Genomic DNA, 13,909 nt, shown 5'->3' on the forward strand with positions numbered 1-13,909 from the left:
CTAACAACTAACAACTAACAACTAACAACTAACAACTAACAACTAACAACTAACAACTAACAACTAACAACTAACAACTAACAACTAACAACTGACTAATGAAAGAGGTTAACGGAGGGATGCTTTCTTCATGGCTTGGGTGGTTCGCCTCCAGAGCGATCGCACATATTTTTGTTGGTCGATCGCGTGGAGTACAATAAATGCTAGGAAAGTATAAACCATCCAGAAATGGATATTTCTTGCCAAATCTACAACCGCTGCATTTTTAGGAAAGATATCGGGCAGCGTTGCAACCCAGAAAAAAGGCACATTCCCGCTTTTGTAAGAATTAGAGAGGAAAAATCCGCTCAGGGGAACCGCTACCATAAACAAATAAATTGCCGCGTGCAGTAGAAACGTGCGAATCCACTCACCTGTAAACTTGGGAAGGCGGCGCGTATACTTGCGCCACCAAACCCGCTGCAGAATGAAAATACGCCAAGTTAGCAGTGCCATTGTCAAGGCCCCAATCGATTTGTGCAAGCTGTAAGCGTTGCCTTGCAATGGTGTACTGTCTGGCATTTTTACCATCAAAAATCCCCCAACAATCAGCAGCAAATAACAGGTTGCCATCACCGCGTGCATTGACCACAATTGCTTGAAGGCTGAATTCGATCGAGGTTGGGGCTTTGTTGTTGGCGGAACTAATTCGGAACTCATCCAATAACTCCTAGACGCATTTGCAATTTCATAAACTGGGTTGTTGACTCGTATATTTCTCGTGATGGGAGAGCAAATATTTCGTATAAACCGGGTTTCTAGCCCCCGATGCGTAAGTCCTGAGTTTGAAAAACAGGCCGACAGCCAGACAATGTTTCATGTAAATTGACGACATTTCCGATAACCGCGATCGCAGGTGCTGAAAATCCAGTAACCTCAACTTGCTCTACAATTGTACCCAAAGTTCCGATCAATTCTTCTTGTTCCGGCCGCGTTCCCCAGCGCACTAATGCTACGGGCGTTTGGGCACTCAATTCGGCTGCTGTTAACTGGTCGATAATGTAAGGCAAATTGTGGATTCCCATGTATACTACAATGGTTTCGGAGCCGCGGGCGATCGCCTGCCAATTTACCTCCGGCCGATATTTTCCCGCTGATTCGTGGCCGGTGACAAAAGTGACTGACGAACTGTACGATCGGTGTGTCAGAGGAATTCCCGCATAAGCCGCAGCCGCAATCCCGGAAGTTACACCTGGTACAACTTCCACCGCAACTCCAGCTTTTACCAACTCTTGCATTTCTTCGCCGCCGCGCCCGAAAATAAAAGGATCGCCGCCTTTAAGACGAACTACGATCGCATTATTTTGAGCTTTTTCTATCAATAGATCGGTTGTTTCGTCCTGCATTAACGAGTGGCGGCCTTTGCGTTTTCCGGCATCAATTCGTTCTGCTTCGGGGTTGATTGCTGCCAAAATTTGAGGGCTGACTAAAGCGTCGTAAATCACCACATCCGCACACTCTAACAGAGCTTTTCCCTTTAAGGTCATCAAACCCGGATCTCCTGGTCCAGCACCTACTAAATACACTTTACCTAAAGACATTTTTCTGTCTTCCTTTACCTCTTCCGTGCCTCTGCGGTTCATTTTTGAATTAAATTCCCAATTAAGTCTGCTAATTCTACACTTGCGCCTAGAGGGTTTGCCAGATGAAGTTCCGCCGCCGGAAATTGCTGCTTTAGCTGTGCGACATTTTTGGCGATCGCATCTGTAATTCCTCCATTAAATAAGAAGTATGGCACAATTCCTATTTGCTGCTGTCCACCGCGAACCAAATTATCAATTTGTGCTTCCAAACTCGGCTTTACCGACCAATAAGCCGTCAGTGCACCGAGTTCGCTGGCGATTTTCTCAACTGTCGAGTTACCTCCGGGGCGGCGGCTGCCGTGAGATAGTAAAATCCATTTTGGCAATAGCAAATTGGGAAGAAAAGCCACTTCTTGCATCTGACTTTTTAGCAAGCGTGTTAAGCCCGCTTCCTGGGAACCTAAATGCGGGCGCAATTCAATTTTTAGTTTGGTACCAAAAGTTTTTTGGGCAGTTTCTACCTCTGCGGGTATGTCTTCGGCGACGTGAACTCCCGGCAATAAAAATGCGGGCAGGATTTGCAATTGTGTCAGCCCCAGCGACAGGGTATGTTCGCCAAAACTGCAAATTTGTTCGTGCAGCGGCGCGGGGCCGAGTTCTAGGGTAGCCGTTGCTACTGCGGGGAACGAGTCGGCTAATTTTTGAGAAAGCAGTTGACCGAGGTTTTCCAAAGCCCGTTGGGGTCTGGGGTCACGGCTGCCGTGAGAAACTAATAAATAGGTCGATCGCAATTTCAATATGGATTTGATGTGAATGTTCGACAGAAAATTTATAATAATTATAACACCGTAGGGTGCGCGACTTCAAAATTGCTCGACATTTCGTCGGCATCTCTCAAATCGCGCACTCTACATACACCAATAAGGTAAAACAATGCTTTGACGCGCACTTTTTAGCGCTCTAGGTGCGCGGCGCGCACCCTACACAACTCTCAAATTAACCTTTGGGAGCTGGATCTGCGATGTACTTAAAAGTAGGTTCAGAGTTCCAATTACCGCGTTCGTCCTTGCCATTTGTAGACAAATTAAAGTATAGATCCACAGTCGAATCTGGCTCAATATTACCGAAAAACGGATCGGTGAGTTTGCCCAACGATTCGAGAGCTTTCATGAACATTTGAGTGTGAGAAATTTCGCGAGTCAGTAGAAACTGCAGCGTTTGTTTCGTTCCCGCATCAGGTGCGAGTTTAATCAATGCTTCGTAAGTTTGACGCGCTCCGGCTTCCGCACCGATATTAGCGCGCAAGTCTCGCACGACATCGCCACCTTCGTTGACATAAGCACCACTCCAAGCTTGACCTTGGCTGTCCAACAAGTGCGGGCCTACACCGCGCACGGCAAACAAAGTGCTTTTGTAAGCTTCTGTTTGATCAACATTTTTAGTGTGCATTTCTATCATTTTGCCAACCATTTCTAAGTGGCTAAATTCTTCGATTGCAATATCTTGAAGCATATCCTTAATCCCTGCATCTTCACAGTGAAAGGACTGCACCCAGTATTGCAAAGCTGCTGTCAATTCTCCGGTGGCTCCGCCAAACTGTTCTAAGAGCAATTGAGCAAAGCGGGGGTTTGCTTCGTCTACTTTTACGGCAGACATTAGTTGTTTTTTGTGAAAAAACATGGATCGGTACCTCGGTTTGTTTCGGTTGTTAAAGTCGTCAAATTGCCGACTTTGGGTGTGTTCATCCTCAGAATCCATTGTGCGATAAGCGATCGCCTCCAACCTCGGTCGCTGGATACATATAGCGGAACAAATTTCTCTACTTTCAGGTAGAGTTTAAATTAAAAAATTTCATTACTTAGCAGCCATGAAAATTACTATTTAGCAGCATGATTATTGTCGCACTCGGTTAATTTTGGGCAGATCTCAAATCCTCTTTTCATCGGAATAGTAAATTCACTGTTGACTGTTGACTGTTGACTGTTGACTGTTGACTGTTGACTAAAGTTTTGCAAAATCCACCTTTCCCTACAAGTTGAATCTGTCGATATCGCTGTCTCAGCAACAGGCTAGAGCCGCAGTTTAAGCAAAGTTTTGCGGTGTTGGATTTTCGGGTTGTTGACATTCTGGATTGAGACAGTAAGTCATATTGATTTTAGATTTTAGATTTTAGGTTGCAAAGAAGACTTTTTTTAAGGAACCGCGAAGACGCAAAGGGCGCAAAGGAAGAGGGAAGAGCGAAGAGGGAGGGTTGACAACTGATGCAGTTCGGGATGTGTGTCTATTTTAAGGCGCTGGGGTGCGGGATATTTGCCGATCGCCCAAACGAGAAATTGTGCTAAACTCTTGTTGTGCAAGGCGTTTGAGGCACAAGTGATGCGATGGGTTCGGGGACGCTGAAAAAAAAATCAAAATTTTTTTGCTTGACCCCTAGACTTTTTCGGGAATATAGTGCTATAGTTAGAAAAGTTATGGCGAGTGTAGCCAAGTGGTTAAGGCAGTGGTTTGTGGTACCACCATTCGTGGGTTCAATTCCCATCATTCGCCCTTTTGATTCTAGACTTTTTGATGAGATTGCTGTAGGTTGTGCACTGCACGCCTCATTTTTTTTGGGATTTAGCGGTTCTGCCGGCATCATTTATGTCAGCTTAACGTTAAAAATAGTGTCGGTCTGCTCTTTGACGATTAGGCTCGATCCCCCCTAGCCCCCCTGAATAAGGGACAAGAGCATCATCAAAGTCCCTCTTATTCAGGGGGATTTAGGGGGATCTCGACTAAGGGAAAAGCGAGATTTATCATGGTTTTCAGGCTCGTTGTTGGCACCAATGTGTCGGCATAAGTTGCGATGTGCTAATCTAAAATCTCCAATCAAAAATCAGAAATCAAAATATGCGATCTTTAGTAGCAGAAGATTGGGGATATAAATTTAGTGGCGATCGCACAATTAATAAATTTATTCGGGATATAGAAGGAGAAGCCGCTTTAGCGAAATATTACGATTGGGAATGCAGAGAACGCGCCCAACTTTTGATGTCGGAAATAGCCGGCACATCCCACAGTCTTTTCTACGTGCGCCGCCAAAAGGTAAATGAGAGATTTTCTGAAGAAGAAATTTGGGAATTGATTCTTGCTACGGATGGAGATAATTTTGAATTGCCAGAATTGTTGCAAAAAGCCGATCGCACTTTGCGATTGTTAGCAACAGTACGCACTGAAGACGGAATCGGCGGCTTGAAATTGCTAGATGCTGGTTTGGTGGCGGTTCCCAGAGGTAGAAAAGATGGCTATGTTTTGCCGGTGCAGTTGCGACTTTTGCCACAAACTCGCTCGCCAATTCCTGCAAAGTCGATCGCCCGCATCCAACAAATACCATTTTGGGACGACAGACACATACCGACTACCGAACAATTAAAAGTTTGGCACACTTTCTTAAATGTAGAAAAACGCATCGCCGAAGCGCGTCAATTTTGCGTACCTTTCCGCGCCCACAACTACGGTTCTGGCTTAAAAACCGTAACTTTTGAAATCGATCGCAATTCTGCAACTCTTGACGGCTACGATGAAAATCCCTTACAAATCGGCGACTTTCGCGAAAGGCTAAAACAAGCCAGAAATGAAGATATTATCTTATTTGATTCGCCGCCCGGAAGCAGAAGTTCACGCGATGGCGAAACTTTGGGTAGCATTGCTGAAATTGAGTTTGAACGCGGTAAATTGCGGATTAAGTTAGATTTGGATTTGGGCGATCGCATGGCTGGCGGCAGATATCAACTTCCCAAACAAGGATTTTTGTATTTTGAAGCTGCAGGCGATATCAGTCAGATCGATCGAAAGAAAAAAGCTTTAAAAATGCTGACTGACGGACGCGCTCAAAATCCGTATTTGAGCGAATTTTTATTCGACTCTTCCCAGGCGAGAATTCCCGATAAACTAATTAAATTGGATCGGGAAGATTTATTAAATCGCAATGCTAATGACGACCAACTCGCCGCCGTTGAAATGGTGCTGTCGGCGCGGGATTTAATTTTGATTCAAGGGCCGCCGGGAACTGGAAAAACGACGGTGATTGCGGAAATTTGCTATCAAATTGCTCGTCAGGGCGGGAAAACGCTAATTGCTTCCCAGGCAAATTTAGCCGTTGATAATGCTTTGAGTCGGTTGGTGCACAATCCGGCGATTCGGGCTTTGCGGAAGGGAAAAGCTCATAAGGTGCAGGAAGAAGGCCAGCCGTTTTTGGAGGAAAATGCGATCGGCACTTGGCTGCAAAATACGGCGATTGATTGCGAACAAAAGCTCTCGCAGCGCCAGATAAATATCACATTTTTGCGGCAGTTGCTGGCAGATTCTGACCGATTTAATGCCTACTTTGCCACGGAAAAAGTTTTTTTTAAGCAATTAAAGCACCTTCACGACGGAAAGGCAGATATTGAGGAAAAGTTGACCGCGCAAACAGCAGTCTATGAACTAAGTTTAACGGCTAAAAGCGAGCTTGATTTTTTGGTTGATGGCTTAGCAAATCTGCTATCTACACCGGATATCAACTGGGAATCTTCGGAAGTTGCCGAGTTTATGCCGAAACTAAAATCTTATTCTGAAGGTAATGTTTTAGTAGAAAACTTTATGGCAAATGTGCGAATTTGTGTTAATCATGCTATTCAAATTGGCTTGGATCGCCCTATGTGCGGCGCGTTTGGAATTGCGGTTTGGTTGCGGGAAACTGTAGCAGCGCAAATGTCGGAATTTAAGGCGGCGGGCGATCGCGCTGATGAGGTTTGTCGCGCTATGTCAGCGGTTGCGGAGTCTTTGCGGGTGTCGCGGCAGTTGTCGGAGGCGGTGAATCAGCTACAGTTGGGCGATCTGCAAAATCAGACGCACCGCCACAATCTCGAACAGAAAATCAAGAATTTGGAATTGCGAAAAACGGAAATTGCCGCCGTTGTCGTCAGCGTTGCAGAGTGGATTGAGACAGCAGATGCAACACTTTATAAGGTTGTGCAATCTTGCTGCGAAACTAACGCGATGCTGACTGATGAAATGGTAGAATTGCCTGCGGGATTGCTGAAAATTGCCCGATCGCTCAAATTGCCGATCGTCCCTCCTAAGAGTAAAGTGAATTTACCCGATTTGGAAAGACTGCAAAACGCAATTTCCCATGAAGCCAGCGCGGGTTTTAAGGACATTCAGGGGCAGCAATTCCGGTTTAGCGAGTTTTTGCACCTAAATTTGAGTCAAACGCCGCTCGTGCTCGCTGCGGGCGATCGGGCGCAATGGCAGCAACTAGCCAAAGACTTCGCCAGCTACGCCCAAATCAGCCCCAGCCAGCGCAAATTTATCGTAGAAAAAGCGAACAATTTATTCAGTAAAATTCAACAACTTTACAGTGAATCCTTTCAGCCCAATCAAATCCAGACAACTTGCGATCGCCTAGTCAAAGAATTGCTGCACAGCATCCTCGCCAACGCCCGCCAGTGCATAATTCCCCTCAAAACCGAAACCGAACAACAACTGATCAAACAGCAACAATTATTAGATAAAATCGGTCAAACATTGAATCAGCAGCAAATATCGGCAGCCCAAAATCAGGTAGAAAGAGCGCAGCAAGAGGCGAATTTAAAAATTAGCGAAGTTACTAATTTGTTGCAAGCAATTGTCGCCCAGCCAAATGTACCTGAAAGATTGCGGAGTTTAGCCGAACAATATCTCGCGCAAAAGTCTAATATTTGGGAGCAACCGCAGCATTTTGTCAAGCAAATTGATGCTTGGAAGTTGAGCGCGATCCAGCTTGAAAAATCCATTGCTGACTTAGATCCTTTCGGGATTTTGGAAAATATTAAAAGCCGTCTTGACGAGCAATTATTACCGCTGCAAACAACCAGCGCCGGTTTGCAGCAGCAACTCGCACAACTTCAAGCAGAATTAAACGACATTACGGCTAAACTGCAACAGCAGCAACCAACAGCCGAATTAATAATTGAGAGAAATTGGTGGGAGTCAGCATGGCAAAGTTTCCCGAAAAAATACAAACCAGAAATTCCCAATGTCGAATTATTTGCCGTGGATTTTTTACGCAAAATTAAGCGTATTTTCAATAATTTTCAGAGGGAATTAGAACGAGAAGAAACAGCATTAAATCGTTCTCAAATTTTTGTTACAGATTGGATCGAAAAACTTCGCCATCCATCGGAAAAAGACCGCAACGATTTAAAGCAAATTTATATTGACAATGCTAATGTCATCGGCATTACCTGTGTGCAAGCTGCGAGTTTTGATTTTAGCAAAAACTTTCCCAGCTTTGATGCAGTCATAGTTGATGAAGTTAGCAAATGCACTCCGCCAGAGTTATTAATCCCAGCTTTGAAGGGTAGGAAATTAGTATTAGTGGGCGATCACAGGCAATTGCCGCCGATGTTCGATCGAAGTACGATCGATGATATCGCCGAAGATATCGGTTGCACTGGAGATGAACTTAGCTTTATCAAAGAATCGCTGTTTAAAGTATTGTTTGAAAATGCTAGCGACGGGATCAAGAAAATGCTGACAACTCAATACCGAATGCACCCGCAAATCATGGGCGCAATCAATCAGTTTTACCAACAAAAACTTAACTGCGGGATTCTGGAAGCCGATACGAGACGCGCGCACAATCTCGCAGGTAAAATTATTCAAGAAAACAATCACCTCCTGTGGGTAAAAACGCCTGTGGGACAAGGGTTTGAGGAGGAGAAACAGGGGACTTCGCGGCTGAATGTCAAGGAGATTGATGCGATCGAGCTTTTGTGCGAACAGATGGAAACCGCTTGGCGGCCTAAAATATTAGAGGGTGAACCGCCGAAGGAAATCGGAATCATTACTTTTTACGGCGCACAATTGAACGCCATTAAAGATAGAATAGAAGCCGAAAAGTTTCCTTCTTTGAGCATCCGCACTGGTACGGTTGACATATTTCAAGGCATGGAAAGACCTGTAATTATTGTCAGCACGGTGTGCAATAATGTTAGGGGTGATATTGGATTTGCTAAGGAACCGGAACGGGTGAATGTGGCATTTTCTCGCGCCCAGGAATTGCTGGTAGTTGTCGGCTGTCACGATTTATTTACCCAACAAACAGGTACTGTGGGAAAAATGTATCAGGAAGTTTCAAAAACGGTGCGTCACTGGGGAGGTTTTGTAGATGTTTCTAGCGTCCTCAGCTAAATCAATTGACTCGAATTTAAGTTCGCTAGCTGCACAAATCGAGCAACAAAATCCTGGTTTGTCGGTGTTGGCGGCGCGTCAATTGAGGTTTGCTATCCGCCAAACTCCGCTGGAGGTGACTGTTAGCGAACCGCGCGAGTTTAACGTGTTGGAGGAGTTTATTTTGCGGGCTGGTGTTGAGTTCGATCCTGCGCCGACTTTGCAGGAATTGGCGGATTTGTTGGGGTTGGATTTGGTTTTTGTGAAGACTGCGGCGGCGAATTTGGTTGGTTTGGAGGTTTTGGAGGTGGCGGATAATGGTAAAATTGCGTTAGCGAAGCCCTCGAAGAGGATCGCCCCGCAAGGTCAAGATTTTTGCGAAAAAGGTATGGTTAGTCGATCGCACGTTCAATCAATTTACGCGATTTCCGATCCTTTAAATCAAACTCTCACCTTCAAATTCGATGCTGTAGCCACAGAATCCAGCGATTTACCAGATTTAGCAGAATTAGTATCGCTGGAACATCAAATTACCGACTTTGCCGATTTAAGCATAGCAGAAATCCAGCCGTTAATCGAAGCATCCGGTTTAGGAATTCACATCCCCGAAAACGGCAAAATTGTCTCTAAGTGCGATGTCATCGGCGACGATTTAGATGTTTTACAAACCGTATCAATTTTTGTGTTGCTGGATGGAATAGAAAATAAAACTACCATTCAAGCCCGACAGGGAAAGCAAATATTAGAAACAGCATCAAACTTTCTCAACCAACTCGAATCTCAGCAGAAATTGCTGAATGAATTGTGCAAATCAACGGAAGAAATTGCACAGCCTGAGTCAGAAACGATCCCGGTTAAAAAAACTCGCAAAAAGTCATCTACAGCCGCAGGAAAAAAGAAGAAACCCTAAAAGTTGCGAGTCCCCAAGAAAAGAGCGGACTCGCATTCTACACGCGCGAACCGTTTTTGTTATAGTAATCTACCGAACACGATTTAACTAATTCCTAGATTTCAGTATTTTCTATCCTGTAGGTGCGTCATATCAATTCCGGTTCACTCCTCATGATGTCAACAGTCAACAGTCAACAGTCAACAGTTAACAGTCAACAGTGAATTTACTATTCCGATAAAGAGAGGATTTGATATCAGTCTTAAGATTGCTAAACTGACGCACCCTACGATATTTCTACTGAGCCTTAACGCATTTCAGCATCCGCAAAGTAGCCGCCGCCCCGTAATTCCGCTTTGCAGAATCATCGGGAGCAAACCGATTCCCAATTTCGTTAAGAGGAGAAGCTACACCACAATAACCAGACATTTGATTGATAATCGCAGCAGCCCAATGATTCTGAGTATCTGAAAAAGTTTTAGGCTGCTGTTTAGCCAATAAATTCGGCTGCATTCCCCGCGCCAACAAACCAAATTCTGCAGATCTTCGCATCACCGCCATCAATTCAGCGCGAGTCACAGGCTGCGTAGGTTTAAAAGTTCCATCTGTGTAACCGCTGACTATCTTATTGTCTCGCGCAAATTGAATTTTTCCCGCACTCCAGCGTGAGTTATCAACATCGCTGTAGGGACGGGAAGCAACTATGCTGGGAAATGCGATATTAGCACCTTGTATTCCTTTCAAGGATTCCAATACTAAAGATACTAATTGCTCTCTGGTGACAGCAAGTTGGGGCCGAAAGGTATTATCTTGAGCAAAGCCCGCTACAAATCCCAGCGCGACAGCTTCTTTAATTTCGGAAGCGTAGATATCAGTTGCAATATCTCCGAATGTAGAAGATCCAGTATTTCCGCCAGTATTTCCTCCGGTATTTCCTCCGGTATTTCCACCAGTATTTCCTCCGGTATTTCCGCCAGTATTTCCGCCGTTATTTCCTCCGGTATTGCCAGTTTCTCCCGGCGCGTTTTGACTGGTTGTGAAATAAAAATGACCTAATACTTTGCCTTGATAAGCTCTTTTACTAAATCGCCAGCCCGGATCGAGGGTGATTTTCATAAAGCCGTTAACATCACCGTTTGTCCGGCCGATAATTATCGGTTTAACGTTGGGATCTAGGGAAGTTCCCATGAGTACAACATTGCCATCAATTTTTTCCAAACTTAGGCTGTATTTTAATGCTAAATCGGTGCCGCCCATGCGAATAGAAAAGCCGTTGCTGTCTGTGGCGCGGCCGCAAATGCCGGTGAAATCAAAATTAACTAATAAGGGATCGATTCTGACGGGATTAGAGCCGTTTTCGCTCCAGCATTGCCGTTTGTCTGTTACTTGTTCTACAATTAGCAATTGATAGCCACCGAAGGGGCGGGGTTGGGCGATCGCAACTACTCGCTCTTGGTTAATTTCGGTTTCGTCAAAAGTAAATGCTTTGACTGGGGCGATCGCGCCTAGTGTTAAAATTGCTGAACCTGCCAGTGCGGCTGCTGTTCGTAGCAGTAAATGTTTCATAGTTTTTCCCTCTTTACTCCTTGTGTTGATGAGACATACCTAGAAGATTAAAAGGTCGCGGTCTTCTGACAACAAGATAGAATTTTACCATCTGTTGTTCCGTTGATGCGCCCTGAGTCGGAGAAATATAATAAAATTCAATACCGTGCAAATTAAATCCGAGCCAACCTAGCCTCCCAACTATCGGGGGGACAAGAGTATTTTATTTCGTCAGCCTTTTTTAGAGGATGTGATATCAAATTCTCTCTTCATCGGAAGAGTAAATTCACTGTTAACTGTTAACTGTTAACTGTTAACTGTTAACATCATGTATGAGTGCAACCGGAATTGATGTGAGGGGAGATCCTATAAAAAAATGGTGCGTTACACGCTGGTTAACGCACCTTAAAATAAATATTAAATAAAGGCCTTTTATGCCTACCGGAACATACTGCTAACAGAACTATCTTCGTGAATCCGCCAAATAGTTTCGCCCAGCAAATTCGCTACCGAAAGTACCGTTAACTGTTCAAAACGGTGTTCTTCAGGTACAGGAATTGTATTCGTAACAATTACCTCTTCCAAGACTCCGCTAGACAAACGCTCGATCGCCGGATGCGAAAATACTGCATGAGTAGCACAAGCATAAACCTGCCTCGCACCCTCGCGGCGCAACAATCTGGCACCCTCACAAATCGTGCCGGCAGTATCGATCATGTCGTCCACCAACACAGCAGTTTTGCCACTGACATCACCGATCAGGTTCATCACTTCTGCCACATTGTGAGCTTGGCGGCGCTTGTCAATAATTGCCAGGGGAGCATCGCCAAGCTTTTTGGCAAATGCTCTCGCCCTAGCGACTCCGCCAACATCCGGCGAAACCACAACAATATCCGACAACTGCTTGCTCGCCAGATAATCCAAAAGCACGGGCGAACCGTAAACGTGATCGAAAGGAATGTCAAAATAACCTTGAATCTGAGCCGAGTGCAAATCCATTGCCAAAATGCGACCGGCCCCTGCTTCAGTAATCAAATTAGCCACTAATTTTGCAGTAATCGACTCTCTGCCGGCCGTTTTGCGGTCTGCCCTAGCATAGCCGTAGTAGGGAATGACGGCAGTAACTTGTCTTGCAGAAGCGCGGCGACAAGCATCGATCATGATTAATAATTCCATGAGGCGATCGTTTACCGGACAGCAAGTTGGCTGAATCAAGTAAACATCACAACCCCGAATCGATTCTTGAATTTGAACGTAGAGTTCGCCATCCGCGAACCGCTTGCGAACCATCGGCCCCAAATCGATCCCCAGATAGCGAGCCACCTCTTGGGCGAGGGGAATATTAGCGGAACCGGAAAACAGCCGCAGACGGTCGTTGCCAGAAATCGGCGACTCGGGAAGCGGAAGCGGTAAAGTAGCAGAACGGATCACAGCAGGCCTCTTGCAGGACGTTTATTCCACCGCTATCTTACCATCTTAAACTCGAAATATTAAGTCATTATTTTGATAGATTTAACTTTCGGAGCGATCGCAAGTGTTAATTTAGGCGAACTGAATAGGAGTTGCAGAATTACGTCCAAGAAACCGCGTTTCTACCAAGTTCTGTACTGCCAGAAGTGCGATCGCCCGCCGGCCCGCCGGTGTCTCAAAATTTTGGCGACAGTCAATGTCCGCGCCCTGACTGGAAGTTGCGATCGCCCAAAATTGGGTCAAAAGCCGAAAGCATCCGGCTTCAATAGTGATAAAAATGCGACCGACAGACAATAAACTTGAAAAATACTGTAAAAAAAGTTAAGAATCGGAAGCATACTCCTGATTTTTGATATTGGGCAAAGCAAGGTAGAAATCGATGAGCTTAAGAGAACGGATTGACGCAGAAATCAAAGCAGCCATGAAGTCCAAGGACAAAGTTCGCTTGGAAACAGTGCGCGGCATCAAAAAATTTATTCTCGAAAAAGAAGTCAGCTTGCGTCCTTCCGGGCAAGAGACGCTGACAGAAGCTCAAGAATTGGAAATTTTGATGCAAATAGCCAAACAGCGCCGGGATTCGATCGAACAATACCGCAAAGGCGGTCGCGAAGACTTAGTGGCACAAGAAGAGGCGGAGTTGGTAATTGTGGAAGAGTATTTGCCGCCGCAGATGTCAGACGAAGAGGTGAGTCAAGTGGTTGACGAAGTGATTGCCTCGGTGGGCGCTACTTCTGCAAAAGAGATGGGAAAGGTGATGGGCAAGGCTATGCAGCAGCTTAAGGGCAAAGCAGACGGTAACAGAATTCAAGACATGGTGAAAGCAAAGCTTAGTCAGTAGTCAGTTGGCAGTTGGCAGTTGGCAGTTGGCAGTTGGCAGTTGGCAGTAGTCAGTAGTCGGTTGGCAGTTGGTAGGGGGGGTGGATGGTGCGTGCCCGCCCTCTTATTTGGCAGTTGGTAGTAGTCAGTAGTCAGTTGGTAGTTGGTAGTTGGTAGTTGGTAGTTGGTTGCTCGTTACTTTCGCTCTGCCTGGTAATGCTTCTGGGGCGAGGAAGAGCCTCCTTTGAGGAAGGCAACTTACAAAAGAGAGGACTGTAAGAGGTGTTTAAGTTATTAAGTTTTCGATCCTTAGTTCAGTAGTCAGCAGTCAGAACAAAGAATGTATGGGGATTATCCCGCTGCGTTAAGCGAAGCTATCCCCTAGGGAATCGCCCCTACTTAAATTTGCTGATTTATCAAAGTTGCGTAAAAAAATGTAAAATGCTAACTTTGG

11 protein-coding genes and 1 tRNA gene are annotated in these 13,909 nt (G+C 45.3%); 5 read left to right on the top strand and 7 right to left on the bottom strand.

Annotation, left to right across the window (positions count from 1 at the left end; genetic code table 11):
• Positions 1–108 precede the first annotated feature (108 nt).
• The 5 genes from QT998_RS03995 to QT998_RS04015 all read right to left on the bottom strand — a co-directional run bounded on the left by QT998_RS03995 (position 109) and on the right by QT998_RS04015 (position 3,710).
• Positions 109–699, bottom strand: a complete 591-nt coding sequence (locus QT998_RS03995) for a cytochrome b (protein WP_333116431.1) — start codon at positions 697–699, stop codon at positions 109–111.
• A gap of 98 nt (positions 700–797) precedes the next feature.
• On the bottom strand, positions 798–1,622 hold the full coding sequence (gene cobA, locus QT998_RS04000; protein ID WP_333116429.1) for a uroporphyrinogen-III C-methyltransferase: 825 nt from the start codon (positions 1,620–1,622) through the stop codon (positions 798–800).
• Entirely contained in the window at positions 1,619–2,359 is a 741-nt protein-coding gene (locus QT998_RS04005; RefSeq protein WP_442921938.1) for a sirohydrochlorin chelatase, read from the bottom strand. Before QT998_RS04005 ends, cobA begins: the two co-directional genes overlap by 4 nt.
• Positions 2,360–2,558: 199 nt before the next feature.
• Positions 2,559–3,242: a manganese catalase family protein gene (locus QT998_RS04010; protein WP_333088598.1), complete on the bottom strand. Its 684-nt coding sequence runs from the start codon at positions 3,240–3,242 to the stop codon at positions 2,559–2,561.
• Positions 3,243–3,644: 402 nt separating this feature from the next.
• The gene (locus QT998_RS04015; RefSeq protein ID WP_333088826.1) at positions 3,645–3,710 is read right to left on the bottom strand and encodes a 4-Cys prefix domain-containing protein; all 66 of its coding nucleotides are present in this window, start codon (positions 3,708–3,710) and stop codon (positions 3,645–3,647) included.
• A 326-nt stretch (positions 3,711–4,036) separates the two neighbouring features.
• On the opposite strand from QT998_RS04015, the gene QT998_RS04020 reads away from it, so the two are divergent.
• From QT998_RS04020 to QT998_RS04030, 3 genes are all read left to right on the top strand, one after another.
• Positions 4,037–4,109 (top strand) — tRNA-His (locus QT998_RS04020).
• A 342-nt stretch (positions 4,110–4,451) separates the two neighbouring features.
• Entirely contained in the window at positions 4,452–8,756 is a 4,305-nt protein-coding gene (locus QT998_RS04025; protein WP_333116426.1) for an AAA domain-containing protein, read from the top strand.
• Complete coding sequence (locus QT998_RS04030) at positions 8,734–9,645, top strand: hypothetical protein (protein ID WP_333116423.1); 912 nt, start codon at positions 8,734–8,736, stop codon at positions 9,643–9,645. Before QT998_RS04025 ends, QT998_RS04030 begins: the two co-directional genes overlap by 23 nt.
• Positions 9,646–9,921: 276 nt before the next feature.
• Here the strand turns inward: QT998_RS04030 and QT998_RS04035 are convergent, their stop codons facing one another.
• Together QT998_RS04035 and QT998_RS04040 are read right to left on the bottom strand one after the other, a co-directional pair.
• A complete protein-coding gene (locus QT998_RS04035) occupies positions 9,922–11,190 on the bottom strand; it encodes a DUF3747 domain-containing protein (protein ID WP_333116420.1) in 1,269 nt (422 codons plus the stop codon).
• Between the two features lie 417 nt (positions 11,191–11,607).
• Complete coding sequence (locus QT998_RS04040) at positions 11,608–12,600, bottom strand: ribose-phosphate pyrophosphokinase (RefSeq protein WP_333088591.1); 993 nt, start codon at positions 12,598–12,600, stop codon at positions 11,608–11,610.
• 131 nt (positions 12,601–12,731) lie between these two features.
• Between QT998_RS04040 and QT998_RS04045 the strand changes: the two genes are divergently transcribed.
• A complete protein-coding gene (locus tag QT998_RS04045) occupies positions 12,732–12,908 on the top strand; it encodes a hypothetical protein (RefSeq protein ID WP_333116417.1) in 177 nt (58 codons plus the stop codon).
• 110 nt (positions 12,909–13,018) lie between these two features.
• Positions 13,019–13,477, top strand: coding sequence for a GatB/YqeY domain-containing protein (locus QT998_RS04050; RefSeq protein ID WP_333088588.1), 459 nt, complete (start codon positions 13,019–13,021; stop codon positions 13,475–13,477).
• The last annotated feature ends 432 nt before the right edge of the window (positions 13,478–13,909 follow it).

This window comes from Microcoleus sp. S1D4, from assembly GCF_036700765.1.
In the GTDB taxonomy this organism is placed as follows: Bacteria; Cyanobacteriota; Cyanobacteriia; order Cyanobacteriales; family Microcoleaceae; genus Microcoleus.

Excerpts from the sequence above, each read along its gene's own strand:
- QT998_RS03995 (WP_333116431.1), bottom strand. The coding sequence starts at position 699 with ATGAGTTCCGAATTAGTTCCGCCAACAACAAAGCCCCAACCTCGATCG.
- cobA (WP_333116429.1), bottom strand. The coding sequence starts at position 1,622 with ATGAACCGCAGAGGCACGGAAGAGGTAAAGGAAGACAGAAAAATGTCT.
- QT998_RS04010 (WP_333088598.1), bottom strand. The coding sequence starts at position 3,242 with ATGTTTTTTCACAAAAAACAACTAATGTCTGCCGTAAAAGTAGACGAA.
- QT998_RS04025 (WP_333116426.1), top strand. The coding sequence starts at position 4,452 with ATGCGATCTTTAGTAGCAGAAGATTGGGGATATAAATTTAGTGGCGAT.
- QT998_RS04030 (WP_333116423.1), top strand. The coding sequence starts at position 8,734 with ATGTTTCTAGCGTCCTCAGCTAAATCAATTGACTCGAATTTAAGTTCG.
- QT998_RS04035 (WP_333116420.1), bottom strand. The coding sequence starts at position 11,190 with ATGAAACATTTACTGCTACGAACAGCAGCCGCACTGGCAGGTTCAGCA.
- QT998_RS04050 (WP_333088588.1), top strand. The coding sequence starts at position 13,019 with ATGAGCTTAAGAGAACGGATTGACGCAGAAATCAAAGCAGCCATGAAG.